Annotated in this window: 22 protein-coding genes; 21 read left to right on the top strand and 1 reads right to left on the bottom strand. The window is 70.6% G+C overall.

All coding sequences use genetic code 11. The annotated features are described in order from the left end of the window. Window positions 1-17 precede the first annotated feature (17 nt). The 8 genes from ACIOKD_RS10125 to nusB all read left to right on the top strand — a co-directional run bounded on the left by ACIOKD_RS10125 (window position 18) and on the right by nusB (window position 7,382). Entirely contained in the window at window positions 18-287 is a 270-nt protein-coding gene (locus ACIOKD_RS10125) for a hypothetical protein (protein ID WP_402080841.1), read from the top strand. A 190-nt stretch (window positions 288-477) separates the two neighbouring features. Further along, the gene (gene aroC / locus ACIOKD_RS10120; RefSeq protein WP_402080838.1) at window positions 478-1,662 is read left to right on the top strand and encodes a chorismate synthase; all 1,185 of its coding nucleotides are present in this window, start codon (window positions 478-480) and stop codon (window positions 1,660-1,662) included. Window positions 1,663-1,691: 29 nt separating this feature from the next. Further along, a complete protein-coding gene (locus tag ACIOKD_RS10115; protein WP_402081696.1) occupies window positions 1,692-2,228 on the top strand; it encodes a shikimate kinase in 537 nt (178 codons plus the stop codon). Beyond that, window positions 2,213-3,304, top strand: a complete 1,092-nt coding sequence (gene aroB, locus ACIOKD_RS10110) for a 3-dehydroquinate synthase (protein WP_402080836.1) — start codon at window positions 2,213-2,215, stop codon at window positions 3,302-3,304. Before ACIOKD_RS10115 ends, aroB begins: the two co-directional genes overlap by 16 nt. Window positions 3,305-3,709: 405 nt before the next feature. Then, window positions 3,710-4,636, top strand: coding sequence for a Pro-rich N-terminal domain-containing protein (locus tag ACIOKD_RS10105; RefSeq protein WP_402080833.1), 927 nt, complete (start codon window positions 3,710-3,712; stop codon window positions 4,634-4,636). Window positions 4,637-5,151: 515 nt separating this feature from the next. Then, window positions 5,152-6,273 (top strand): aminopeptidase P family protein, encoded by a 1,122-nt coding sequence (locus tag ACIOKD_RS10100; RefSeq protein ID WP_402080831.1) that lies wholly within the window; start codon window positions 5,152-5,154, stop codon window positions 6,271-6,273. A 105-nt stretch (window positions 6,274-6,378) separates the two neighbouring features. Continuing rightward, entirely contained in the window at window positions 6,379-6,945 is a 567-nt protein-coding gene (gene efp, locus ACIOKD_RS10095; RefSeq protein ID WP_402080827.1) for an elongation factor P, read from the top strand. Between the two features lie 2 nt (window positions 6,946-6,947). Next, complete coding sequence (nusB, locus tag ACIOKD_RS10090) at window positions 6,948-7,382, top strand: transcription antitermination factor NusB (RefSeq protein ID WP_402080825.1); 435 nt, start codon at window positions 6,948-6,950, stop codon at window positions 7,380-7,382. Between the two features lie 274 nt (window positions 7,383-7,656). On the opposite strand, the gene bldD is transcribed toward nusB, so the two are convergent. Then, window positions 7,657-8,157, bottom strand: coding sequence for a transcriptional regulator BldD (bldD, locus tag ACIOKD_RS10085; RefSeq protein ID WP_067366005.1), 501 nt, complete (start codon window positions 8,155-8,157; stop codon window positions 7,657-7,659). Between the two features lie 244 nt (window positions 8,158-8,401). Between bldD and pyrR the strand changes: the two genes are divergently transcribed. The 13 genes from pyrR to metK all read left to right on the top strand — a co-directional run bounded on the left by pyrR (window position 8,402) and on the right by metK (window position 22,863). Beyond that, window positions 8,402-8,992 (top strand): bifunctional pyr operon transcriptional regulator/uracil phosphoribosyltransferase PyrR, encoded by a 591-nt coding sequence (pyrR, locus tag ACIOKD_RS10080; protein ID WP_402080823.1) that lies wholly within the window; start codon window positions 8,402-8,404, stop codon window positions 8,990-8,992. A gap of 144 nt (window positions 8,993-9,136) precedes the next feature. Next, on the top strand, window positions 9,137-10,114 hold the full coding sequence (locus ACIOKD_RS10075; protein WP_402080820.1) for an aspartate carbamoyltransferase catalytic subunit: 978 nt from the start codon (window positions 9,137-9,139) through the stop codon (window positions 10,112-10,114). A gap of 5 nt (window positions 10,115-10,119) precedes the next feature. Continuing rightward, on the top strand, window positions 10,120-11,406 hold the full coding sequence (locus ACIOKD_RS10070) for a dihydroorotase (protein ID WP_402080818.1): 1,287 nt from the start codon (window positions 10,120-10,122) through the stop codon (window positions 11,404-11,406). Next, entirely contained in the window at window positions 11,403-12,026 is a 624-nt protein-coding gene (locus tag ACIOKD_RS10065; RefSeq protein WP_402080816.1) for a hypothetical protein, read from the top strand. Before ACIOKD_RS10070 ends, ACIOKD_RS10065 begins: the two co-directional genes overlap by 4 nt. Further along, window positions 12,023-13,195: a glutamine-hydrolyzing carbamoyl-phosphate synthase small subunit gene (gene carA, locus ACIOKD_RS10060; RefSeq protein WP_402080814.1), complete on the top strand. Its 1,173-nt coding sequence runs from the start codon at window positions 12,023-12,025 to the stop codon at window positions 13,193-13,195. Before ACIOKD_RS10065 ends, carA begins: the two co-directional genes overlap by 4 nt. After that, window positions 13,188-16,496: a carbamoyl-phosphate synthase large subunit gene (gene carB / locus ACIOKD_RS10055; protein ID WP_402080811.1), complete on the top strand. Its 3,309-nt coding sequence runs from the start codon at window positions 13,188-13,190 to the stop codon at window positions 16,494-16,496. Before carA ends, carB begins: the two co-directional genes overlap by 8 nt. Before the next feature lie 71 nt (window positions 16,497-16,567). After that, a complete protein-coding gene (locus tag ACIOKD_RS10050; RefSeq protein ID WP_402080808.1) occupies window positions 16,568-17,683 on the top strand; it encodes a quinone-dependent dihydroorotate dehydrogenase in 1,116 nt (371 codons plus the stop codon). After that, window positions 17,680-18,537 (top strand): orotidine-5'-phosphate decarboxylase, encoded by an 858-nt coding sequence (gene pyrF, locus ACIOKD_RS10045; RefSeq protein WP_402080806.1) that lies wholly within the window; start codon window positions 17,680-17,682, stop codon window positions 18,535-18,537. The genes ACIOKD_RS10050 and pyrF overlap by 4 nt, the downstream gene beginning before the upstream one ends. A 255-nt stretch (window positions 18,538-18,792) precedes the next feature. Beyond that, complete coding sequence (locus ACIOKD_RS10040; protein ID WP_005319887.1) at window positions 18,793-19,116, top strand: integration host factor; 324 nt, start codon at window positions 18,793-18,795, stop codon at window positions 19,114-19,116. A gap of 38 nt (window positions 19,117-19,154) precedes the next feature. Beyond that, window positions 19,155-19,748, top strand: a complete 594-nt coding sequence (gene gmk, locus ACIOKD_RS10035) for a guanylate kinase (protein WP_402080803.1) — start codon at window positions 19,155-19,157, stop codon at window positions 19,746-19,748. A gap of 50 nt (window positions 19,749-19,798) precedes the next feature. Next, window positions 19,799-20,071: a DNA-directed RNA polymerase subunit omega gene (gene rpoZ, locus ACIOKD_RS10030; protein WP_005319902.1), complete on the top strand. Its 273-nt coding sequence runs from the start codon at window positions 19,799-19,801 to the stop codon at window positions 20,069-20,071. A gap of 106 nt (window positions 20,072-20,177) precedes the next feature. Continuing rightward, complete coding sequence (coaBC, locus tag ACIOKD_RS10025; protein WP_402080801.1) at window positions 20,178-21,380, top strand: bifunctional phosphopantothenoylcysteine decarboxylase/phosphopantothenate--cysteine ligase CoaBC; 1,203 nt, start codon at window positions 20,178-20,180, stop codon at window positions 21,378-21,380. Between the two features lie 259 nt (window positions 21,381-21,639). Continuing rightward, complete coding sequence (metK, locus tag ACIOKD_RS10020) at window positions 21,640-22,863, top strand: methionine adenosyltransferase (RefSeq protein WP_402080799.1); 1,224 nt, start codon at window positions 21,640-21,642, stop codon at window positions 22,861-22,863. Window positions 22,864-23,078: the final 215 nt, after the last annotated feature.

Below are 23,078 nucleotides of genomic sequence, written 5' to 3'. Positions count from 1 at the left end.
AATCGGGGGACAGATCCATGTACGTGACACAGGCATCCTGGAAGTCGGAGATCTTCCAGTCGGTGGTGGGCTTCCTGCCGGACTGGGCGCAGGGCACCGCGCTGGGGGTGTTCGTGCTCGCCGTCCTGGCGGCCTGGGCCGTGAAGCTGAAGCGCAAGCTCGCGTACCACCGGGCGGTGCGCACGGGGCAGCCGATCCCCGAGGCGGCACGGGGCGCACAGGGCCGCGGCGCCGACCACCTGGGCTCGTACGCCCCACGGCCCCGGCAGGACGACACCACCGCGTGACGCGGGAGGACGCCAGGGAGTGACCCGGGCTCGTCCGCCAGATGGACCTGGGGCCGGGCGCAGGGCGCGGACGTGGGAGGATCGGAGGCGGCGGGCCAGGGCCGCGCACCCGGTCGCGCCGTCGCCGTACGCGAGGACGCGCGTACGCAGAGCAGGACGCAGTACCAGGGCGCGAGCATGAGGAGCACCGTTGAGCAGGTTGCGCTGGCTGACCGCCGGGGAGTCCCACGGTCCGGCACTTGTGGCGACGCTGGAGGGTCTTCCCGCCGGCGTGCCGATCACCACGGAGATGGTGGCGGACCACCTGGCCCGGCGGCGCCTTGGCTATGGGCGCGGCGCCCGGATGAAGTTCGAGCGCGACGAGGTCACCTTCCTGGGCGGCGTCCGGCACGGACTGACCCTCGGCTCGCCGATCGCCGTGATGGTCGGCAACACCGAGTGGCCCAAGTGGGAACAGGTCATGGCGGCCGATCCGGTCGACCCGCAGATCCTCGCGGAGCTGGCCCGCAACGCCCCGCTGACCAGGCCGCGGCCCGGCCACGCGGACCTCGCCGGTATGCAGAAGTACGGCTTCGACGAGGCGCGGCCGATCCTGGAGCGGGCCTCCGCACGGGAGACCGCGGCCCGTGTGGCGCTCGGCGCGGTGGCGCGTTCGTACCTGAAGGAGACCGCAGGCATCGAGGTCGTCTCGCACGTGGTGGAACTGGCGGCGGCGAAGGCCCCCTACGGCCTCTACCCCACTCCGAACGACGTCGAGAAGCTGGACGCGGACCCGGTGCGCTGCCTGGACGCGGACGCCTCGAAGGCGATGGTCGCGGAGATCGACCAGGCCCACAAGGACGGCGACACGCTCGGCGGAGTGGTCGAGGTCCTGGCGTACGGAGTGCCGGTGGGTCTCGGCTCGCACGTGCACTGGGACCGGCGCCTCGACGCCCGGCTGGCGGCGGCGCTGATGGGCATCCAGGCGATCAAGGGCGTGGAGGTCGGGGACGGCTTCGACCTCGCGCGTGTGCCCGGTTCCAAGGCGCACGACGAGATCGTCCAGACCGACGAGGGCATCCGGCGCACCTCGGGCCGCTCCGGTGGTACCGAGGGCGGTCTGACGACCGGTGAACTGCTGCGCGTAAGGGCGGCGATGAAGCCCATCGCCACGGTGCCGCGGGCGCTGGCGACCATCGACGTGGCGACCGGCGAGGCGACCAAGGCGCATCACCAGCGCTCGGACGTGTGCGCGGTGCCCGCGGCCGGGATCGTCGCCGAGGCCATGGTCGCGCTGATCCTGGCGGACGCGGTGGCGGAGAAGTTCGGCGGCGACAGCGTGCCGGAGACCCGGCGCAACGTGCAGTCCTACCTGAAGAACCTGGTCGTGCGGTGACCGGTCCCAGGATCGTGCTGGTCGGCCCCATGGGCGTCGGCAAGTCCACGGTCGGCGCGCTGCTCGCGGAGCGGATCGGCTGCCGCTTCCGGGACACCGACGAGGACATCGTGGCCGAACAGGGCCGCACCATCGCGGACATCTTCGTGGACGAGGGCGAACCGGTCTTCCGCGCCGTCGAGAAACGGGCCGTGCGGCGGGCCCTCGCGGAACACGACGGCGTCCTGGCGCTGGGCGGCGGCTCCATCCTCGACGCGGACACCCGGGCCCTGCTGGCCGGACAGCCCGTCGTGTACCTCTCGATGGACGTAGAGGAAGCCGTACAGCGCACCGGCCTGAACGCGGCCCGGCCGCTGCTCGCGATCAACCCGCGCCGGCAGTGGCGCGAACTCATGGACGCCCGCCGCCCGTTGTACGCGGGGGTCGCGAGCGCCGTGGTGGCCACCGACGGCCGCACCCCCGAAGAGGTCACCCGAGCGGTTCTCGACGCACTGGAGTCGAAGGCCGCATCTTCCGGGGGACAACCCCCGGACCCCCGGCAGGAGGACACATGGCGGACCAGGTGACAAGGATCCACGTCGGCGGCACGGCGGGCAGCGAGCCGTACGAGGTCCTGGTCGGCCGCCAACTGCTCGGCGAGCTGGGCCAGTTGATCGGCACCAGGGCCAAGCGGGTCGCGGTCATCCACCCGGAGGCGCTCGCCGAGACCGGTGACGCGCTGCGCGCCGACCTCGCCGGGCAGGGCTTCGAGGCCGTCGCCATCCAGGTGCCCAACGCGGAGGAGGCCAAGACCGCGGAGGTCGCCGCGTACTGCTGGAAGGCGCTCGGGCAGTCCGGCTTCACCCGCACGGATGTGATCGTCGGCGTCGGCGGCGGGTCCACCACCGACCTGGCGGGGTTCGTCGCGGCGACCTGGCTGCGCGGGGTGCGCTGGATCGCCATCCCCACCACCGTGCTGGCCATGGTGGACGCGGCGGTCGGCGGCAAGACCGGCATCAACACCGCCGAGGGCAAGAACCTCGTCGGCGCCTTCCACCCGCCCGTCGGCGTGCTGTGCGACCTCGCCGCGCTCGACTCGCTGCCGGTCCACGACTTCGTGTCGGGGCTGGCCGAGATCATCAAGGCCGGCTTCATCGCCGACCCGGAGATCCTCGGCCTCATCGAGGCCGACCCGCAGGGGGCCCGTACGCCCGCCGGACCGCACACCGCCGAGCTGATCGAGCGCTCCATCAAGGTCAAGGCCGAGGTCGTCTCGTCCGACCTCAAGGAGTCCGGGCTGCGCGAGATCCTCAACTACGGGCACACCCTCGCCCACGCCATCGAGAAGAACGAGCGCTACGAGTGGCGGCACGGCGCCGCGGTCTCGGTCGGTATGCACTTCGCCGCCGAACTGGGCCGTCTCGCGGGCCGTCTCGACGACGTGACCGCGGACCGGCACCGCGCGATCCTGGAGTCCGTCGGGCTGCCGCTGACCTACCGCTACGACCAGTGGCCGAAGCTCCTGGAGAACATGAAGGTCGACAAGAAGTCCCGCGGGGACCTCCTGCGCTTCATCGTCCTCGACGGACTGGCCAAGCCGACCGTCCTGGAGGGCCCCGACCCGGCGGTGCTCCTCGCCGCCTACGGCGAAGTGGGCGTATAGCTCCCACAGGCGGCACAGGCGGCACAGGCGGCAGGCGGCGCAGGCGGCGCAGGCGGTACCGAGGGCCTGGGCCATGTCTCCGACCGGGCGCGCGGCGCCCGGCACGCACGCCCTCGCGGGGCCCAGCGGCGTTGCCCGAACGCCCAGGTGGCTTTGCCACAAGGGCACTGCGGCGCCCCCCGCTCGAATGACCTCGCGCGGGGGGACCCCCCACACGGCCGCGTGCTGGTGCGGCCAGGGACATGACACAGGCTCCTACGCCGATCCGCCTTGCGCGGACGGGCACTTCGGGCCGTTCCCGGCCGTTCACCAAACGGCGGCCGGGGGCGGTACCGTTCGGTAGGCGAGCGGGGCAGGTGCCCCGCTGTCAGCGCCCATTGCCTGTACGAGACGGAGTGGCACCGGATGCAGCACGCAGTGGGGCCTCCGCTGCCGCCGCCCCATCAGCCGGGGCACGGACCGGCCGCCGGCTGGTCGGGGGCCGCACCACACCCGGGACCGCACCACCCCGGCACACACGTCGGCGTTCCTCCGGGACCGGCGCCGGCGCACCGGCCCGCGGGTCCGCCGCCGGGCTTCGCCGGAGCGCAGACGGGGCCCGCGGCCCCGCACCCGGGTCCTCCGCATCCGCCGGGGCACCCGCCGCACCACGCCGTCCCGCACCACGCTCCCGTACCGCCGACGCCGGACACCACGGGCCATGTCCAGCTGCCGCCGGGCGGCCCCGTCCCGATGCCGAGCGCGCCGCCCGCGACCGGCACCCCCGATCCGACGTCCACGACGCTCGCCGTGCTGCTCATCGGACCCGCGGGCGCGGGCAAGACCAGCGTCGCCAAGTACTGGGCGGACCACCGCAGGGTGCCCACGGCGCACATCAGCCTGGACGACGTCCGCGAGTGGGTGCGCTCGGGCTTCGCCGACCCGCAGTCGGGGTGGAACGACATGTCGGAGGCGCAGTACCGGCTCGCCCGCCGCACCTGCGGCTTCGCGGCCCGCAACTTCCTGGCCAACAACATCTCCTGCATCCTCGACGACGCCGTGTTCCCCGACCGGCCCGTGGTGGGCCTCGGCGGCTGGAAGCGGCACGTCGGGCCCGGGCTGCTCCCGGTCGTCCTCCTGCCGGGCCTGGAGATAGTCCTGGAGCGCAACGCGGAGCGCTCCGGAAACCGCCGCCTCACCGACGAGGAAGTGGCCCGCATCCACGGCCGGATGGCCGGCTGGTACGGCTCGGGCCTCCCCATCATCGACAACTCCCAACTGGACGTCCCCCAGACGGCCCGAGTCCTGGACGAGGTCCTGGCCCGCTCCATCGCAAGCCCACCCCAGTGGTGACCTGAGCACCGCCAAGGGGCGCGAGGACTGTGTGCTCAGCCCCCACCGGCCCGCAGACCGGCCCGCAGACCGGCCCGCATGGGAGCCTTCCGGGGGTGCCAGGACCAGCGCGCTCTTCAAGGGCGCGGGGAACGGCGCGCTCAGCCCGCAGACCGGCCCGCAGACCTGCTCGCATGGCGGCCTTCCGGGGGTGCGAGGACCAGCGCGCTTTTCAGGGGCGCGGGGAACGGCGCGCTCAGCCCCCACCGGCCCGCAGACCTGCTCGCACGGGAGCCTTTCGGGGGTGCCAGGACCAGCCCGCCTTTCAGGGGCGCGGGGAACTGCGCGACCAGCCCCCACGGACCCGCACCCGTCACACAACCTCCAGCCGCGCCCCCCGTCCCCCGCACCCCCGTCGTCCGCGCCCCCCCGTCCTCCGCGCCCCCCGTCCTCCGCGCCCCGCGCCCCCGAGGGGGCCCCGCCCACTCGGCCCCCTCGAACCGGCACGATCCGAGCGAAGCTCATACGCTCAAACCATGCCAGAGGTGTATGAGACCCGCCGAGCCCGGCTACGAGACCGCGTCAACGCCGGCGGCAGCGCCTCCGCGCTGGTCACCCGCCCGGCCAACGTCCGCTACCTCACAGGCGTGGCCCCACCCGGCGCGGTCCTCCTGCTGGGCAGGACCGAGGACCTGCTCGTGCACGGCACCGCATCCGGCACCACCCCCGGCACCCCGGCCGCCGCGGACGGCCGCCCGGACGAAACCCTGCGCGTCCACACGCTGCCGAGCCCCGGAGGCGACCCCGCCGTGGCCGCCGCGGACCTCGCCGCGGCCCAGGGCGCCGACTCCCTCGCCGTCGAGGAGCACCACCTCACCGTGGGCCGCCACCGGGCGATCGGTTCCGTGGCGCCCGCCCTGCGCCTCGCGGACGTCGGCGGAGCCGTCGAACAGCTGCGGGTGATCAAGGACGAGGAGGAGATCTCCTGTCTGCGCACCGGCGCGGAGATCGCCGACCAGGCCCTGGGCGAACTCCTGGAGTCGATCCTCGTCGGCCGCACCGAACGGCACCTCGCGCTGGAACTGGAACGCCGTCTCGTCGACCACGGCGCCGACGGACCGGCCTTCAGGACGTCCGTCGGCACGGGCCCGCACTCCGGGCGGCGGGGGCACCGGCCGACCGACCGCCGGGTCGAGGAAGGAGATTTCCTCTCGGTCTGCCTCGGGGCGACCTACCACGGATACCGCTGCGAGATCGGCCGCACGTTCGTCATCGGCACCTCTCCCGCGGACTGGCAGATCGAGCTGTACGACCTCGTCTTCGCATCCCAGAGGGCCGGCCGCGAGGCACTGGTGCCCGGGGCGGCCTACCGTGACGTCGACCGCGCGGCCCGCCAGGTGCTGGACTCCGCCGGGCACACGGAGGGCCTTCCCGAGTCGACCGGACACGGTGTGGGGCTCGAAATCGACGAGGAGCCGCAGTTGGCCCCCGCGGCCATGGGTAAACTGGACGCTTGCGTGCCGGTCACCGTCGAACCGGGGGTCCACCTCCCGGGCCGGGGCGGTGTCAGGATCGATGACACGCTCGTCGTGCGCCCTGAGGCGGACGGCGGACCCGAGCTACTCACCATCACGACCAAGGAACTGCTCGCGCTCTAGTCTCGCAAGCCGCACAAGCACTCGACCGTGTCGAGTGCTTCGACCGCTTCGAGCCGTGCGCGTGTTACCGGGGTCGTCCACGTCAGTCCAGGAGATTCCGCAACCGTGGCTTCCACGAACGACCTCAAGAACGGCCTGGTGCTCAAGCTCGACGGGGGCCACCTCTGGTCCGTCGTCGAGTTCCAGCATGTCAAGCCCGGCAAGGGCCCCGCCTTCGTGCGCACCAAGCTGAAGAACGTGCTTTCCGGCAAGGTCGTCGACAAGACGTTCAACGCCGGCGTCAAGGTCGAGACGGCCACTGTCGACAAGCGCGACATGCAGTTCTCGTACATGGACGGCGAGTACTTCGTCTTCATGGACATGCAGACCTACGACCAGCTCATGGTCGACCGCAAGGCCGTCGGCGACGCCGCCAACTTCCTGATCGAGGGCTTCACGGCCACCGTGGCGCAGCACGAGGGCGAGGTGCTCTTCGTCGAGCTGCCGGCCGCCGTCGAGCTCGTCGTCCAGGAGACCGAGCCGGGTGTCCAGGGCGACCGTTCCACGGGCGGCACCAAGCCCGCCACCCTGGAGACCGGTCACCAGATCAACGTCCCGCTCTTCATCACCACCGGTGAGAAGATCAAGGTCGACACCCGCACGAGCGACTACCTCGGCCGGGTGAACAGCTAACCGTGGCTGCCCGCAATACGGCCCGCAAGCGCGCCTTCCAGATCCTCTTCGAGGGTGACCAGCGAGACGTCGACGTCCAGACGGTCCTCGCGGACTGGATCCGGCACTCCAGGACCGACACCCGGCAGCCGCCGGTGAGCGAGTTCACGATGCAGCTGGTCGAGGGCTACGCGAACCACGTACGGCGCATCGACGAGCTGATCTCGCAGTACGCCGTCGACTGGACGCTCGACAGGATGCCGGTCGTCGACCGCAACATCCTGCGTCTCGGCGCGTACGAACTGATCTGGGTGGACGAGACCCCGGACGCGGTCGTGCTCGACGAGGCGGTGCAGCTCGCCAAGGAGTTCTCCACGGACGACTCACCCGCCTTCGTGAACGGGCTCCTCGGCCGGTTCAAGGAGCTCAAGTCCTCGCTGCGGCGCGACGAGGTCTGAGGGATCCGCTCCGCGCACGGTTCGACGTCGTGTGCGGGCCGGTGGGGCTGGTCGCGCCCACGCGGCGCAGCCGCCCAGTGTCACGGCTCCGCGCCCTGTAGTACGCCGGAGGGCCCCCAGCATCACGCTGAGGGCCCTCCGGCGTAGCTGCACCGCCTCGGGGCCGTACGGGCCGTAGAAACGCCGTACGAGCCGTGGAAACGCCCTCGGGGTGGCCCGAACCATATGGTTCGGGCCACCCCGAGGGCACGTTTCTTCTCAGTGCTGGTGGCGGTCAGCCCTCGTCGTGGGAGACCGCGCGGCGCGCGTCCGCGTCCAGGACGCCCCAGCTGATCAGCTGCTCGGTGAGGACCGAGGGCGACTGGTCGTAGATGACGGCGAGAGTGCGCAGGTCGTCCTGGCGGATCGACAGCACCTTGCCGTTGTAGTCGCCGCGCTGGGACTGGATCGTCGCGGCGTACCGCTGGAGGGGGCCCGCCTTCTCGGCCGGTACGTGGGCCAGTCGCTCCAGGTCGAGGACCAGCTTCGGCGGCGGCTCGGCGGCCCCGCCCGGCGTGGTGCCCGGCAGCAGCTCCTGCACGGGAACGCCGTAGAAGTCCGCCAGCTCGGCAAGACGCTGTACGGTCACGGCGCGGTCGCCGCGCTCGTACGAACCGACCACGACCGCCTTCCAGCGGCCCTGGGACTTCTCCTCGACGCCGTGGAGGGAAAGGCCCTGCTGGGTACGGATGGCGCGGAGCTTGGCCCCGAGCTGTTTGGCGTATTCGCTGGACATATAGCTCCCCGGACACTGTGTCGACGTGCGGCTCGGCCGCGCGGCTGGTGACTCACTGTGAGGTTACGCAGCGTGACTCTGGCTCGTCAAGCCGGATGGTCCGGACCGGTCCCCCCGGGACAGCGGAGCACGGCCGGGACGAGGGGGGTGATCAGGGGCATTGCCGGGCTGGTACCGTTGATGGCGCAATTCCGACGTCCTTTAATGATCCGTCCCGAGAGGCGGAGAAGGAGGTCCGTTTCGTATGGACACCGAACAGCAGAAGCAGCAGTACGAGTCCGACGCTCGGCCCGTTCTTGAGGCGCCCGACATCGCGCGGGTGCTGACCCGCATCGCCCACGAGATCGTCGAGCGCGCCAAGGGCGCCGAGGACGTGGTGCTCCTGGGCGTTCCGACCCGGGGCGTCCACCTGGCCCAGCGGCTCGCCGTCAAGCTCCAGGAGATCACCGACCGCCGGATCCCGGTCGGCTCCCTCGACATCACCATGTACCGCGACGACCTGCGCATGCACCCGCCGCGAGCGCTGGCCCGTACCGACATCCCCAGTGACGGCATCGACGGCAGACTGGTCGTCCTCGTGGACGACGTGCTCTTCTCCGGCCGCACCATCCGCGCCGCCCTCGACGCGCTGAACGACATCGGCCGCCCGCGTGCCGTGCAGCTCGCGGTCCTCGTCGACCGCGGCCACCGCGAACTCCCGATCCGCGCCGACTACGTCGGCAAGAACCTCCCCACGTCGTTGCGGGAGACGGTCAAGGTCCAGCTCGCCGAGGAGGACGGTCGGGACACCGTGCTGCTCGGTGTGAAGCGGACCTCCCAGGGCGGGCAGCCGTAGCTCTCCGGCGTACGGCCGTCGCCGTGCGCCGGGTTCACGCGTGCCCCGCCCGTCCCGGCCGTGCCTTCCGGCACCTCCGGACGCCCGCTTCCCGACCCGAACCGTCTTCCGCTGAACTGACTTCTGCCTTACGGAGCCTGAAAGATGCAGCGTCATCTCATCTCGGCCGCCGACCTCACCCGCGACGACGCCGTCCTGATCCTCGACACCGCCGAGGAGATGGCCCGGGTCGCCGACCGGCCGATCAAGAAGCTGCCGACCCTGCGCGGCCGCACCGTCGTCAACCTCTTCTTCGAGGACTCCACCCGGACCAGGATCTCCTTCGAGGCCGCCGAGAAGCGGCTGTCCGCGGACGTCATCAACTTCACCGCCAAGGGCTCCAGCGTCTCCAAGGGCGAGTCCCTCAAGGACACCGCCCAGACCCTGGAGGCGATGGGCGTCGACGCCGTCGTCATCCGGCACGGCGCTTCCGGAGCCCCGTACCGCCTCGCGACCTCCGGCTGGATCGACGCCGCCGTCATCAACGCGGGCGACGGCACCCACCAGCACCCCACCCAGGCCCTGCTCGACGCCTTCACCATGCGGCGCCGGCTCGTCGGCCGGGACACGGGCCTCGGCCAGGACCTTTCCGGCAAGCGCATCACGCTCGTCGGTGACATCCTGCACAGCCGCGTCGCCCGCTCGAACGTCGACCTGCTGCACACCCTCGGCGCCGAGGTCACCCTCGTCGCCCCGCCCACGCTGGTGCCGGTCGGAGTCGAGTCCTGGCCCTGCGAGGTCTCGTACGACCTCGACCGGACGCTGTCCAAGTCCGACGCCGTGATGCTGCTGCGTGTGCAGCGCGAGCGGATGAACGCGGCGTTCTTCCCGACCGAGCGCGAGTACTCGCGGCGCTACGGCCTCGACGGCGACCGCATGGCGAAGATGCCCGGGCACGCCATCGTGATGCACCCCGGGCCGATGGTCCGCGGCATGGAGATCACCGCCGAGGTCGCCGACTCGGAGCGCTGCACCGCGATCGAGCAGGTGACGAACGGGGTCTCGATCCGGATGGCCGTCCTGTACCTGCTGCTCGGTGGCAACGAACCCGCCGCCACCCACCCCCGTACCGAGGAGAAGTAAGCCACATGAGCAAGATCCTTATCCGTGGTGCGAAGGTGCTCGGCGGCGAGCCGCAGGACGTGCTTGTCGACGGCGAGACGATCGCCGAGGTCGGCACGGGGCTCTCGGCACAGGGCGCGGAGGTCGTCGAGGCCGACGGCAAGGTGCTCCTGCCGGGACTCGTCGACCTGCACACCCATCTGCGCGAGCCCGGCCGCGAGGACTCCGAGACGGTCCTGACCGGCACCCGCGCCGCAGCGAGCGGCGGCTACACCGCCGTGTTCGCCATGGCCAACACCTTCCCCGTGGCCGACACCGCCGGTGTCGTCGAGCAGGTCTACCGGCTCGGCCGGGAGCACGGCTACTGCGACGTACAGCCCATCGGGGCCGTCACCGTCGGCCTGGAGGGAAAGAAGCTCGCCGAGCTGGGCGCCATGTACGAGTCCGCCGCGGGCGTCACCGTCTTCTCGGACGACGGCAAGTGCGTCGACGACGCCGTGATCATGCGCCGCGCCCTGGAGTACGTGAAGGCCTTCGGCGGTGTCGTCGCCCAGCACGCCCAGGAGCCCCGCCTCACCGAGGGCGCCCAGATGAACGAGGGCGTCGTCTCCGCGGAGCTGGGACTCGGCGGCTGGCCCGCGGTCGCCGAGGAGTCGATCATCGCCCGGGACGTCCTGCTCGCCGAGCACGTCGGCTCCCGCGTCCACATCTGCCACCTCTCGACCGCCGGCTCCGTCGAGATCGTCCGCTGGGCCAAGTCCCGCGGCATCGACGTGACCGCCGAGGTCACCCCGCACCACCTGCTTCTCACCGACGAGCTGGTCCGCTCGTACAACCCGGTCTACAAGGTCAACCCGCCGCTGCGCACCGAGCGCGATGTGCTGGCCCTGCGCGAGGCGCTCGCCGACGGCACGATCGACATCGTCGCCACCGACCACGCCCCGCACCCGCACGAGGACAAGGACTGCGAGTGGGCCGCCGCCGCCATGGGCATGGTGGGCCTCGAAACCGCGCTCTCGGTCGTCCAGCAGACGATGGTCGAGACGGGGCTGCTCGACTGGGCCGGCGTCGCCGACCGCATGTCCCTCAAGCCCGCCGAGATCGGCCGGGCGCAGGGCCACGGCCGCCCCGTCTCGGCAGGTGAGCCCGCCAACCTCACGCTCGTCGACACCGCATACCGTGGTGAGGTGGACCCCGCGGGCTTCGCCTCGCGCAGCCGCAACACTCCGTACGAGGGTCGTGAGCTGCCGGGCCGTGTCACGCACACGTGGCTGCGGGGCAGGGCCACGCTCGTCGACGGGAAGCTCGCGTGACATCACTCACCCCCCTTGCAGCGCAGATCGCCACGGACCTCGGTACGGGCCTCGCGTCGGAACAGAAGTCCGCGGAAGTGACCGACTGGGCAGCCAGGGTCGGCTGGCTCGTCGGCCTCGCCCTGTTCATCGCGCTCGTCTACTGGCTGATGCGCGAGGGCTGGAAATGGCGCGGCACCCTCCAGGGCGACCTGCCCGAGCTGCCCGTCGTGCCGAGTGAGCCCGGTGCGGCCAGACTGACCATGAGCGGTCGCTACCACGGCTCGACGACGGCCGGGCAGTGGCTCGACCGCATCGTGGCGCACGGTCTGGGCACCCGCAGCAGGGTCGAGCTGACCCTGACGGACGCGGGCCTGGACGTCGTACGCCCCGGCGCGGCCGACTTCTTCGTCCCCCGCGAGCGACTGCGCGAGGCCCGGCTCGACAAGGGCATCGCGGGCAAGGTCCTCTCCGAGGGCGGCCTGCTCGTCGTCACCTGGGAGCACGGCGACAAGCTGATCGACTCCGGGTTCCGCTCCGACCACGCGGCGGAGCACAACGAATGGGTCGACACCCTGAACCACCTGACCGACAAGAGCAGCGACATCGACCAGAGCAGCGACACGGAAGGCGCACGATGACCACCTCCGACCAGGGAACCGCCTTGCAGCGGCAGAAGGCGGCTCCCGCCGTACTCGTTCTGGAGGACGGCCGGACCTTCCGCGGCCGTGCCTACGGGGCCGTGGGGGTGACCTTCGGCGAAGCGGTGTTCTCCACCGGCATGACCGGCTACCAGGAGACCCTCACCGACCCGTCCTACCACCGCCAGGTCGTCGTGATGACCTCCCCGCACATCGGCAACACCGGCATCAACGACGAGGACATGGAGTCCAAGAAGATCTGGGTCTCCGGTTACGTCGTACGCGACCCCGCGCGCGTGTCCTCCAACTGGCGCTCCCGGCGCACGCTGGACGAGGAGCTCGACGCGCAGGGTGTCGTGGGCATCAGCGGCATCGACACGCGCGCGCTCACCCGCCATCTGCGCGAACGCGGCGCGATGCGCGTCGGCATCTTCTCCGGCAGCGCGCTGTCCGACGAGGGCACCATGCTGGACAAGGTGCGCGAGGCCCCAGAGATGAAGGGCGCCAGCCTCTACGAGGAAGTGGCCACCAAGGAGTCGTACGTCGTCCCGGCCGTCGGTGAGAAGAAGTTCACCGTGGCCGCCGTGGACCTCGGCATCAAGGGCATGACCCCGCACCGCATGGCCGAGCGCGGCATCGAGGTGCACGTGCTGCCCGCCACCGCGACCGTGGAGGAGATCTACGCGGTCGCCCCCGACGGCGTGTTCTTCTCGAACGGCCCCGGCGACCCGGAGCAGGCCGACCACCCGGTCGCCCTGATGCGTGCCGTGCTGGAACGCGGGACGCCGCTGTTCGGCATCTGCTTCGGCAACCAGATCCTCGGCCGCGCCCTCGGCTTCGGCACCTACAAGCTCAAGTACGGGCACCGGGGCATCAACCAGCCCGTGCAGGACCGTACGACCGGCAAGGTCGAGGTCACCGCGCACAACCACGGCTTCGCCGTCGACGCGCCGCTCGACAAGGTCTCCGAGACCCCCTACGGGCGGGCCGAGGTCAGCCACGTCTGCCTGAACGACCAGGTCGTAGAGGGCCTCCAACTGCTCGACCAGCCCGCTTTCAGCGTCCAGTACCACCCGGAAGCGGCTGCGGGCCCGCACGACGCCGCCTACCTGTTCGACCGCTTCACGTCTTTGATGAACACAGTCCAGATGGAGGGCCAGCGTGCCTAAGCGCTCCGATATCCAGTCCGTCCTGGTCATCGGCTCCGGCCCGATCGTCATCGGCCAGGCCGCCGAGTTCGACTACTCCGGCACCCAGGCCTGCCGCGTCCTCAAGGCCGAGGGCCTGCGCGTCATCCTGGTCAACTCCAACCCGGCGACGATCATGACCGACCCGGAGATCGCCGACGCCACGTACGTCGAGCCGATCACCCCGGAGTTCGTCGAGAAGATCATCGCCAAGGAGCGGCCCGACACGCTGCTGCCGACGCTGGGCGGCCAGACGGCCCTCAACACCGCGATCTCCATGCACGAGCAGGGGGTGCTGGAGAAGTACGGCGTCGAGCTGATCGGCGCCAACGTCGAGGCGATCAACAAGGGCGAGGACCGCGAACTCTTCAAGGGCGTCGTCGAGGCCGTCCGCGCGAAGATCGGACACGGTGAGTCCGCCCGCTCGGTCATCTGCCACTCCATGGACGACGTGCTGGGCGGTGTCGACACGCTCGGCGGCTACCCCGTCGTCGTGCGCCCCTCCTTCACCATGGGCGGCGCCGGCTCCGGCTTCGCCCACGACGAGGAGGAGCTGCGCCGCATCGCCGGACAGGGCCTCATGCTCTCCCCGACCACCGAGGTGCTCCTGGAGGAGTCCATCCTCGGCTGGAAGGAGTACGAGCTGGAGCTGATGCGCGACAGGAACGACAACGTCGTGGTCGTCTGCTCCATCGAGAACTTCGACCCGATGGGCGTCCACACCGGCGACTCGATCACCGTCGCGCCCTCGATGACACTGACCGACCGCGAGTACCAGCGCCTGCGGGACATCGGCATCGCGATCATCCGTGAGGTCGGCGTCGACACCGGCGGCTGCAACATCCAGTTCGCGGTCAACCCCGACGACGGCCGCATCATCGTCATCGAGATGAACCCGCGCGTCTCGCGCTCCTCGGCCCTCGCGTCGAAGGCCACCGGCTTCCCGATCGCCAAGATCGCCGCCAAGCTGGCCGTCGGCTACACGCTCGACGAGATCCCGAACGACATCACCGAGAAGACCCCGGCGTCCTTCGAGCCGACCCTCGACTACGTGGTCGTCAAGGCACCCCGGTTCGCCTTCGAGAAGTTCCCGTCCGCCGACTCCACGCTGACCACGACCATGAAGTCGGTCGGCGAGGCCATGGCGATCGGCCGGAACTTCACCGAGGCGCTCCAGAAGGCGCTGCGGTCCCTGGAGAAGAAGGGCAGCCAGTTCACGTTCGTCGGCGAGCCCGGCGACAAGGCTCTTCTTCTGGAAGAGGCCGCCCGGCCCACCGACGGGCGCATCAACACCGTCATGCAGGCCATCCGTGCGGGCGCCACGCCCGAGGAGGTCTTCGACGCGACCAGGATCGACCCCTGGTTCGTGGACCAGCTGTTCCTGATCAAGGAGATCGCGGACGAGCTGGCCGCCGCCGACAAGCTGGAGCCCTCGCTGCTCGCCGAGGCCAAGCGGCACGGCTTCTCCGACGTCCAGATCGGTGAGATCCGCGGGCTGCGCGAGGACGTGGTGCGCGAGGTGCGGCACGCGCTGGGCGTGCGCCCGGTCTACAAGACGGTCGACACCTGCGCCGCCGAGTTCGCCGCGAAGACGCCGTACTTCTACTCCTCGTACGACGAGGAGACCGAGGTCGCCCCGCGCGAGAAGGCCGCGGTGATCATCCTCGGCTCCGGTCCGAACCGCATCGGCCAGGGCATCGAGTTCGACTACTCCTGTGTCCACGCCTCCTTCGCGCTGAGCGACGCCGGCTACGAGACCGTGATGGTCAACTGCAACCCCGAGACCGTCTCCACGGACTACGACACCTCCGACCGGCTGTATTTCGAGCCGCTCACGCTGGAGGACGTACTGGAGATCGTCCACGCCGAGACGCTGGCCGGACCGGTCGCGGGCGTGATCGTCCAGCTCGGCGGCCAGACCCCGCTCGGCCTGTCGCAGGCGCTCAAGGACAACGGCGTCCCGATCGTGGGCACCCCGCCCGAGGCCATCCACGCCGCCGAGGACCGCGGCGCCTTCGGCCGGGTGCTCGCGGAGGCCGGACTGCCCGCACCGAAGCACGGCACCGCCACCACCTTCACCGGCGCCAAGGCCATCGCGGACGAGATCGGCTACCCCGTCCTCGTCCGGCCGTCGTACGTCCTCGGCGGACGCGGCATGGAGATCGTGTACGACGAGACGCGGCTGGCCTCGTACATCGAGGAGTCCACCGAGATCAGCCCCTCCCGGCCGGTCCTGGTCGACCGCTTCCTGGACGACGCGATCGAGATCGACGTGGACGCCCTCTACGACGGCCACGAGCTGTACCTCGGCGGCGTCATGGAGCACATCGAGGAGGCCGGCATCCACTCCGGCGACTCGGCGTGCGCCCTGCCCCCGATCACGCTCGGCGGTTTCGACATCAAGCGGCTGCGCGCCTCGACCGAGGCCATCGCCAAGGGCGTCGGCGTACGCGGACTGATCAACATCCAGTTCGCGCTGGCCGGCGACATCCTGTACGTCCTGGAGGCCAATCCGCGCGCGTCGCGCACGGTCCCCTTCACCTCGAAGGCGACCGCGGTGCCGCTCGCCAAGGCCGCCGCCCGGATCTCGCTGGGCGCGACCGTCGCCGAACTGCGCGCCGAGGGGCTGCTGCCGGCCGTCGGCGACGGCGGTGAACTGCCGCTGGACGCGCCGATCTCCGTCAAGGAGGCCGTCATGCCGTGGTCGCGCTTCCGCGACATCCACGGCCGCGGTGTCGACACCATCCTCGGCCCGGAGATGCGCTCCACCGGCGAGGTCATGGGCATCGACTCGATGTTCGGCACGGCGTACGCGAAGTCCCAGGCGGGCGCGTACGGTCCGCTGCCGACCAAGGGCCGCGCCTTCATCTCCGTCGCCAACCGCGACAAGCGCTCGATGATCTTCCCGGCGCGTGAACTCGTCGCCCACGGCTTCGAACTGCTCGCCACGTCCGGCACGGCCGAGGTGCTCAGGCGCAACGGCATCAACGCCACGGTCGTGCGCAAGCAGTCCGAGGGCGAGGGCCCGAACGGCGAGAAGACGATCGTCCAGCTCATCCACGAGGGCGGGGTCGACCTCATCGTCAACACGCCGTACGGCACCGGGGGCCGCCTCGACGGCTACGACATCCGTACGGCCGCCGTGGCCCGTTCCGTGCCCTGTCTGACGACCGTCCAGGCGCTCGCCGCGGCCGTCCAGGGCATCGACGCGCTCACCCGCGGAGACGTGGGCGTGCGGTCCCTGCAGGAACACGCGGAGCATCTGACCGCGGCCCGCGACTAGCAGTTGGGAGAGAGGGGGACACCGGAAACGGTGTCCCCCTCTTCACGAGGTTCTCGATGAGGAAACCCACCATGTACAAGCTCTTCTTCCGGCTCGCGTTCCAGCGCATGGACCCCGAGCAGGCCCATCACCTCGCCTTCCGCTGGATCCGGGCGGCCGTCCGCGTTCCCGTCCTGCGGACCTTCGTCGCCGCCGTGCTCGCGCCCCGGTACGAGGAGCTGCGGACCGAGGCGTTCGGGCTGCGGATGCACGGCCCGTTCGGGCTCGCGGCGGGCTTCGACAAGAACGCGGTCGCGATCGACGGCCTGTCGATGCTCGGCTTCGACCACGTCGAGATCGGCACGGTCACGGGGGAGGCGCAGACCGGCAACCCCAGGAAGCGGCTGTTCCGCCTCGTGCCGGACCGCGCGCTCATCAACCGCATGGGATTCAACAACGAGGGTTCCACGGCCGTGGCGGAGCGTCTGAGGGCCCGTACGCCCGTCTTCAGGACCGTTGTGGGCGTCAACATCGGCAAGACCAAGGTCGTCCCCGAGGAGGAGGCCGCCGCCGACTACGTGAAGTCCGCCGAGCGGCTGGCCCCGTACGCCGACTACCTCGTGGTCAACGTCAGCTCGCCGAACACGCCCGGACTGCGCAACCTCCAGGCGACCGAGTCGCTGCGCCCCCTGCTCACCGCCGTCCGCGAGGCCGCCGACCGGATCGTCACCGCGCGCCGCGTGCCGCTGCTCGTGAAGATCGCGCCGGACCTCGCCGACGAGGACATCGACGCCGTCGCCGACCTCGCGGTCGAGCTGGGCCTGGACGGGATCATCGCCACCAACACCACCGTCGCGCGCGAGGAACTGGGACTGCGGTCCGACGCCTCCCTCGTCGCGGAGACCGGCGGGCTCTCCGGCGCACCGCTCAAGGCACGCTCCCTGGAGGTGCTGCGCCGCCTCTACGCGCGCGTGGGGGACCGGATCACCCTCGTGGGCGTCGGCGGCGTGGAGAACGCCGAGGACGCCTGGCAGCGCGTCCTGGCGGGCGCCACGCTGGTCCAGGGCTACAGCGCCTTCGTCTACGAGGGCCCCTTCTGGGCCCGCGGCATCCACAAGGGCCTCGCCGCACGCCTCCGCACGAGCCCGTACGCCACCCTCGCCGACGCGGTCGGCGCCGACGTGAGGAACACGAGGAGCACGGTATGAGCCTGGAACCCTTCGGTGCCCGACTGCGGCGCGCCATGGACGAGCGGGGCCCTCTGTGCGTCGGCATCGACCCGCACGCCTCCCTGCTCGCCGACTGGGGCCTGAACGACGACATCGGGGGCCTGGAGCGCTTCAGCCGCACCGTCGTCGAGGCGCTGGCGGGCCGGGTCGCCGTACTGAAGCCGCAGAGCGCGTTCTTCGAGCGCTTCGGGTCGCGCGGCGTCGCCGTCCTGGAGAAGTCCGTCGAGGAGGCGCGTGCGGCCGGGGCGCTGGTCGTCATGGACGCCAAGCGCGGTGACATCGGCTCGACCATGGCGGCGTACGCCTCCGCCTTCCTGGAGAAGGGCTCACCGCTGTTCTCCGACGCGCTGACGGTCTCGCCCTACCTCGGCTACGGGTCGCTGAAGCCGGCGGTCGAACTCGCCCGGGAGAGCGGCTCGGGGCTGTTCGTGCTCGCCCTGACCTCCAACCCGGAGGGCGCCGAGGTGCAGCACGCGGTACGGCCCAGCCGTAGCCCCACGGCCCTGCGGAACGTGGGGGCGACCATGCTGGCGCACCTCGCCGAGGAGAACGCGGGACAGACCCCGATGGGCTCCTTCGGGGCGGTCGTCGGCGCCACGCTCGGCGATCTCTCCTCGTACGACCTCGCCATCAACGGCCCGCTCCTCGCCCCCGGCATCGGCGCCCAGGGCGCGACCCCGGCCGATCTTCCGCGGGTCTTCGGAGCGGCGGTGCGCCAGGTGGTGCCGAACGTCAGCCGGGGTGTTCTGCGTCACGGACCCGACATCGGCGCGCTACGCGCGTCGTCGGACCGCTTCGCGGAGGAGATCAGGGCGGCGCTGGAGGCGGCTTGAGGGCTTCGGCGCGCGTCTTCCGGACGTCCCGCGTCTGAATTCATGCTCAAATCCGGGGAGTTTTGTCGTAAATGTCGGACTCGATAGAGGCTGACCAGGACTTTTCCTCTGTTCTCGCTGACTCCGGCGGACTTGCCCGCTAGTCTCCGACCAGAGTCAACGGGCAGAAGTGTTGCTCGTTGCTCGCCAGGTGTGGGGCGACCAGGCCCCTCACCGGTCCGTATCCGACAGTTCGACATCCGAGGTGACGTAGGCGTGGCTCTTCCGCCCCTTACCCCTGAACAGCGCGCAGCCGCGCTCGAAAAGGCCGCCGCGGCTCGCCGGGAGCGGGCCGAGGTCAAGAATCGACTCAAGCACTCCGGCGCCTCGCTCCACGAGGTCATCAAGCAGGGTCAGGAGAACGACGTCATCGGAAAGATGAAGGTCTCCGCTCTCCTTGAGTCCCTGCCGGGCGTGGGCAAGGTCCGCGCCAAGCAGATCATGGAACGGCTCGGGATCTCCGAGAGCCGCCGTGTGCGAGGTCTTGGCTCCAATCAGATCGCCTCCTTGGAGCGCGAGTTCGGCGGCGGTGCGGCCTGACGTTCTCAGGCACCCCTGAGAACCTGGATAATCACCGCATGGCTGCAACACCCCGGGGGACGACCCCCGTACCCCCGGACGTACGTCCGCGGCTGACCGTGCTCTCCGGCCCCTCAGGGGTCGGCAAGAGCACGGTCGTCGCTCATATGCGCAAGAAACACCCCGAGGTCTGGCTCTCGGTGTCGGCGACGACCCGCAGGCCGCGCCCCGGCGAGAAGCACGGTGTCCACTACTTCTTCGTCAGTGACGAGGAGATGGACAAGCTGATCGCCAACGGCGAGCTCCTCGAATGGGCGGAGTTCGCGGGCAACCGCTACGGGACGCCCCGCGATGCCGTGCTCGAACGCCTGGAGTCGGGTGAGTCGGTCCTCCTGGAGATCGATCTCCAGGGTGCCCGGCAGGTCCGCGAGTCCATGTCCGACGCCCTGCTGGTGTTCCTGGCTCCTCCTTCCTGGGAGGAGCTGGTGCGCCGGCTCACCGGGCGGGGGACCGAGCCGCCCGAAGTGATCGAGCGCCGGCTGGCCGCCGCCAAGACCGAGCTGGCGGCCGAGCCGGAGTTCGATACGACCCTGGTCAACACCTCCGTCGAGGATGTGGCGCGCGAGCTGCTAGCCTTGGTGGAAGTTGTTTGATCTTTCAGGATCACCTGCAAGGTCGATTTCCACCTTTCGGAAGGCAGAGCGTGTCCTCTTCCATCACCGCGCCCGAGGGCATCATCAACCCTCCGATCGACGAGCTCCTTGAGGCAACCGACTCGAAGTACAGCCTGGTGATCTACGCGGCCAAGCGTGCCCGCCAGATCAACGCGTACTACTCGCAGCTCGGCGAGGGCCTCCTTGAGTACGTCGGTCCCCTCGTGGACACCCACGTCCACGAGAAGCCGCTGTCGATCGCCCTCCGGGAGATCAACGCGGGTCTGCTGACGTCGGAAGCCATCGAGGGCCCGGCTCAGTAGTATTTTCTGCTTGCAGTTCGTTTATCCACAGGCCCGGCAGCGCCCCTGCCGGGCCTGTGGTGTGTGATGGGGACGTACGTACGTTTTCCGAGGTCCGGGGAGAGACGTGGACAAGCCGAAGGTCGTGCTGGGGGTCAGTGGTGGCATCGCCGCCTACAAGGCGTGCGAGCTGCTGCGCCGACTGACCGAGTCGGGACACGACGTGCGCGTCGTGCCGACCGGGTCCGCGCTGCACTTCGTCGGCGCCGCGACCTGGTCCGCCCTGTCCGGACACCCCGTCTCGACCGAGGTCTGGTCGGACGTCCACGAGGTGCCGCACGTGCGGATCGGCCAGGGGGCCGACCTGGTCGTCGTCGCCCCCGCCACCGCGGACCTGCTGGCGAGGGCGGCGCACGGCCTGGCCGACGACCTCCTCACGAACACCCTGCTCACCGCCCGCTGTCCGGTCGTCTTCGCGCCCGCCATGCACACCGAGATGTGGGAACACCCGGCCACCCAGGAGAACGTGGCGACTTTGCGCCGCCGGGGTGCCGTCGTCATCGAACCCGCCGTGGGCCGGCTGACCGGCGTCGACACCGGCAAGGGGCGGCTGCCCGACCCCACCGAGATCTTCGAGACCTGCCGCCGGGTGCTCGCCCGGGGAGCGGCAGGACCCGACCTCGCCGGCCGGCACGTCCTCGTCAGCGCGGGCGGCACGCGCGAGCCGCTCGACCCGGTCCGCTTCCTCGGCAACCGTTCCTCCGGGAAGCAGGGGTACGCCCTCGCGCGCACCGCCGCCGCCCGGGGCGCCCGGGTCACCCTGATCGCCGCGAACACCGCGATGCCGGACCCGGCGGGCGTCGACGTCATCCAGGTCGGGACGGCCGTGCAGCTCCGCGAGGCCGTGCTCAAGGCCGCGCCGGACGCCGACGCCGTGGTGATGGCGGCGGCGGTGGCGGACTTCCGGCCCGCGGCATACGCGTCGGGAAAAATCAAGAAGAAGGACGGCCAGGAACCGGAGCCGATCGTTCTCGTTCGTAATCCGGACATCCTCGCGGAGATCTCGGCTGACCGTGCCCGGCCGGGTCAGGTCGTCGTCGGTTTCGCCGCCGAGACGGACGACGTGCTGGCCAACGGCCGGACGAAGCTCCTGCGCAAGGGTTGTGACCTCCTCGTCGTCAACGAGGTCGGAGAGCGCAAGACCTTCGGCTCCGAGGAGAACGAGGCGGTCGTGCTGGGCGCCGACGGAAGCGAGACCCCCGTGCCGTACGGGCCCAAGGAAGCACTGGCCGAGACTGTGTGGGATCTCGTGGCGCGCCGACTGGTGTGAACGCCCCAACCGCTCCACAACACCCCGTCCGTCGCACCCGGACACTACTTTTCACCGGCGCACAAGGGTGTGGGAACCTGGCGGAGACGGTCGTTCGTGACGCAGAATGCCCGTGCCGCAGGTCACAGCGCTTCCGAGAGGCGAGACAGTGGCCCCGCGACGGAGTGCGACCGATAAACTGTTCTCGGACGATGCCGGGCGCAGCTCCCGGCCGTCCGCCAATGATCAGCCAGCAGCCGCTGCAACCACAGGGAGCGTTGTGTCCCGTCGCCTGTTCACCTCGGAGTCCGTGACCGAGGGTCACCCCGACAAGATCGCTGACCAGATCAGCGACACCATCCTCGATGCGCTTCTGCGTGAGGACCCGCTGTCCCGGGTCGCCGTCGAGACGCTGATCACGACCGGCCTCGTACATGTGGCCGGCGAGGTCACGACCAAGGCCTATGCGCCGATCGCGCAGCTCGTGCGCGACAAGATCCTCGAAATCGGCTACGACTCCTCGAAGAAGGGCTTCGACGGCGCGTCCTGTGGCGTGTCCGTGTCGATCGGCTCCCAGTCCCCGGACATCGCGCAGGGCGTCGACACCGCGTACGAGAAGCGGGTCGCGGGTACCGCGGCGGGTGACGAAGAGGACGAGCTCGACAAGCAGGGCGCCGGCGACCAGGGGCTGATGTTCGGCTACGCGACGGACGAGACCCCGGAGCTCATGCCGCTCCCGATCCACCTCGCGCACCGCCTCGCGCGCCGCCTCTCCGAGGTCCGCAAGAACGGCACGATCCCGTACCTGCGCCCCGACGGCAAGACCCAGGTCACCATCGAGTACGACGGCGACAAGGCGGTCCGCCTGGACACGGTCGTCGTCTCCTCGCAGCACGCGTCGGACATCGACCTGGACTCGCTGCTCGCGCCCGACATCCGCGAGTTCGTGGTGGAGCCCGAGCTGAAGGCGCTCCTGGACGACGGCATCAAGCTGGAGACCGAGGGCTACCGGCTGCTGGTCAACCCGACCGGCCGCTTCGAGATCGGCGGCCCGATGGGTGACGCCGGCCTGACCGGCCGCAAGATCATCATCGACACCTACGGCGGTATGGCCCGCCACGGTGGCGGCGCGTTCTCCGGCAAGGACCCGTCCAAGGTCGACCGCTCCGCCGCGTACGCCATGCGGTGGGTCGCCAAGAACGTCGTCGCGGCGGGCCTCGCCTCCCGCTGCGAGGTACAGGTCGCCTACGCGATCGGCAAGGCCGAGCCCGTCGGCCTCTTCGTCGAGACCTTCGGCACCGCCAAGGTCGACGCGGAGAAGATCGAGACGGCCATCTCCGAGGTCTTCGACCTCCGCCCGGCCGCGATCATCCGCGATCTCGACCTGCTGCGGCCGATCTACGCGCAGACCGCCGCGTACGGCCACTTCGGGCGCGCGCTGCCCGAGTTCACCTGGGAGAGGACGGACCGGGTGGACGCACTGCGGAAGGCGGCGGGGCTCTAGCCTCCTGCTCTGGCGCTCTCGTGCCCTCGTGCTCTCGGCGGAGGTCCAGCCCCTCTGCTGACGAGTTCACACCTAGCCCGGCACCCCCGCCTTGGGGTGCCGGGCCTCGGTGTTTCACGGCTCGGGCTCTGCCGGTGGTTCCTCCGGGGAGCGCGTGGCGTCACTGGCCCCCTCGTCGTCCGTGACCGGTTGCACCGGGCCGAAGCTTGAGCGAT

Source organism: Streptomyces sp. NPDC087844 (assembly GCF_044742785.1).
In the GTDB taxonomy this organism is placed as follows: Bacteria; Actinomycetota; Actinomycetes; order Streptomycetales; family Streptomycetaceae; genus Streptomyces.
This window is presented reverse-complemented; position numbering and strand designations above follow the sequence as displayed.